Origin of the sequence: Xanthovirga aplysinae, assembly GCF_009711365.1 — a bacterium.
GTDB lineage: Bacteria > Bacteroidota > Bacteroidia > Cytophagales > Cyclobacteriaceae > Xanthovirga > Xanthovirga aplysinae.
Genome location: NZ_SMMB01000615.1, coordinates 1 through 2,737 on the forward strand (window position 1 = coordinate 1; position 2,737 = coordinate 2,737).

2 protein-coding genes are annotated in these 2,737 nt (G+C 35.9%); both read right to left on the reverse strand.

Annotated elements, in window-relative coordinates; translation table 11 throughout:
* A partial coding sequence (locus E1171_RS03300; RefSeq protein ID WP_222931366.1) for a hypothetical protein occupies positions 1-984 on the reverse strand: 984 nt, incomplete at its 3' end.
* Between the two features lie 629 nt (positions 985-1,613).
* Positions 1,614-2,737 (reverse strand): mechanosensitive ion channel family protein (locus E1171_RS03305; protein ID WP_222931367.1); only part of this gene is annotated, 1,124 nt, incomplete at its 5' end.

Here is a 2,737-nt window from a genome sequence, read left to right on the forward strand (position 1 = left end):
AATTTCCAGTGTTGTTCCGTTTAAAGTAGCGGCTGTAAGGTTTTGTCTATCAGTATTGTCTTTAAATTCGGATAGGTCAATGGAGTTTCCGTTTTCAATGGATAAAGTGTTCTCATTTAAGCTCAAAGTTTGTGCATCCGTATTATCAAGAAATACGGAAAGATCAACAGTATTACCGTTTTCAATAGACAAATTATGGTTTTCCAAAAATAAGTCTTGATTATCTGTATTTGAATTTAGAACCTGCCACAAAATTCCATTATAAGCCCTGAAGGTTGAGTCCGATTTATCAAAAAACAGGTCTCCTAAGCCAGGTGTCTCAGGGGCCTCATCTAATGGATTTAACCGCAGGTGGCCATTGACATGTAATTTCGCTTTAGGGTTCCAGGTGCCAATGCCCACATTGTTTGATTTTAATGTTAACACATTTTCACCTTGAGAAGGGGCAATTCTAAATGGGAGTTGATTGGTTTTTACATCCCTTACAAAAAAATTGATTTCATTTGCGGCAACATCCCAAGCATATGGGCTCCAACCCGATGACCCATCTTGTTCTAATCGCAAAGTTGGAGTATTTCCAAAAACAGTGTGCAGTAATACGGCTGGATTATCTGTACCAATTCCAATAAATTTGCTTTTTGTTACAAGGGCATTTGTTCTTGATCCCGCTAAAATTTTAAAGGGTTGTGTATTTCTAGTTGCATCATCAATTCTAAAATAATTTTTACCCCCATTTTCACTATCATTTATGGTTATACGCCAATCATTGGAGGGATAACCCCCAGCAGTACTCATATCCTGGAAATGTATTCTTAAGTTGTCTTCCTTCATTCTAAAAGTATCAAATCCAAAACTTTCTCCGTTTTCTGTGGCGGTTCCAATTGCTAAACTACCTTGAATATAGGTATCTCCAGTATGGAGTGTGTTTTGAGTATATGCCCTAACTGCCCAAAACATCAAAATTAGAGTGAATATTTTTTTCATTTTCGGTTAGTAATAATGCTCCCTATTAATAAAGATTGCTTGACTTCCTATTCTTGATATTAACCGGCGTCAAATTTTTTTTACAACTTTACAATAGTTAAATGGAAAGGCGGAATGATGGAGGGCTGCAAATGGGGTGCATTATTTTTTAGGTAGGAATTTCTGCTATTTTTATTAAGCTCCATTTTTAGAGAAAAGGGCCATAAAGAGCATGTTTGGCTATTTTTCAAGGGTGCATTTGGTATGCATGCCCGTTTAAAAAAGTTTTGGATTTACTTCCCCTATACGCTTAATGACTTCCACATTCACATAAATTTTTATTTTTTGACTTGCTTTATTTGCCTTAATACCTTCCTGATTATACTTCGATTATTTCCCCTATTGACAATGCCCCATAAACTATTGTCCTATCAATTTTTGATTAAATAATTCAAATTTTGAAAGCAAAAAATTTTGAATTTAGAAATAGGGCTTAATAATTAATTTATAGTTACTGATACTTTGAATTGCCATTAGATAGGTACTGGATTAGCATTGAAATGTTTAAAAAATAGAGGTATTAAAAAACTTGCTTTGCAAGTTGAAAATGAATGGGTTAAAAACCTTCAGGGGCTTTATCGAATTTTTATTCATTGCTGTTTATCATCCTTTCTTTTGGTAGGTGCTTTTTTTCCAGGGGCTTTTTTGGAAACTGATTTTTTCAATCCCGAACGCACATGCAAATCCCTTTGTGGGAAGGGAATTTCAATGCCTTTTTCCTTGAATGCAAGGTCAATTGCTATGCTGAGCTCACTTCTAATGGCCACCCAATGTTCAATTTGATGGGTCCAAACCAACACCCTAAAATCTAAAGAACTGTCTCCAAATCCATTGAAAAATACTAGGGGAGTGGGTTGACGAAGCACTTGTTTATGTTCACTGATGGTATTTTCCAATAATTCTTTGACCATTTGGAGATCGGTACCGTAAGCAACTCCTACTAATATTTCAATCCTCCGTTTCTTATCCGTATGTGTCCAATTTGTTACTTCCTGTGAAATTAAATCCCCATTTGGGACGATAATTTCTGCGCCATCATAGGTGCGAATGATGCTAGAGCGAAAACCAATTTTTTTAACCACCCCCAACTGGCTATTTATTTCAATAATGTCTTCTACTTGAATGGGGCGCTCTGCTGCTAGGATGATTCCCGAAATTAGGTTATTGGCTATATTTTGTAGTCCAAAGCCTATCCCAACCCCAAAAGCTCCTACGAAAATGGAAATTCTATCCAGACCAATTCCGGCTGCGGCCAAAGCCATGAAAACTCCTATGGCGACTAAACAGTAACTGATAACTAAAGAAGCTGTTGCCCTAAGGCCAATGGGTTGTTGGATAAGAACTCCTTCTTCCATGATAAAACGGACAAATCTGGAAATAAGCAAAGAGGCCCAAATGATAAATAAAAAACTCAGTAAATTGCCTAAAGTAATTTCTATAGCCCCAATGGACCAGGAATAGGTCATGAAATCGGAAATTAATTCTAGGAAGGGGACATAAAGGAAGCTTGCTTTCAATAAGTTAACTGCCCAAAGCCATATGATAATCAACTGACTAATTAAAGTGCTTTTATTAATCCATTCTTCTTTATAGTCCCCAAATAGAGGTGTTTTTTGAAAATAATGGTTGTTAAACAGAAGTAACAAGAAATTTTTTATGACGGATGCTAAAGTAAAATAGACTAAACTGATTAAAACAAAATTAAGTAGCACAC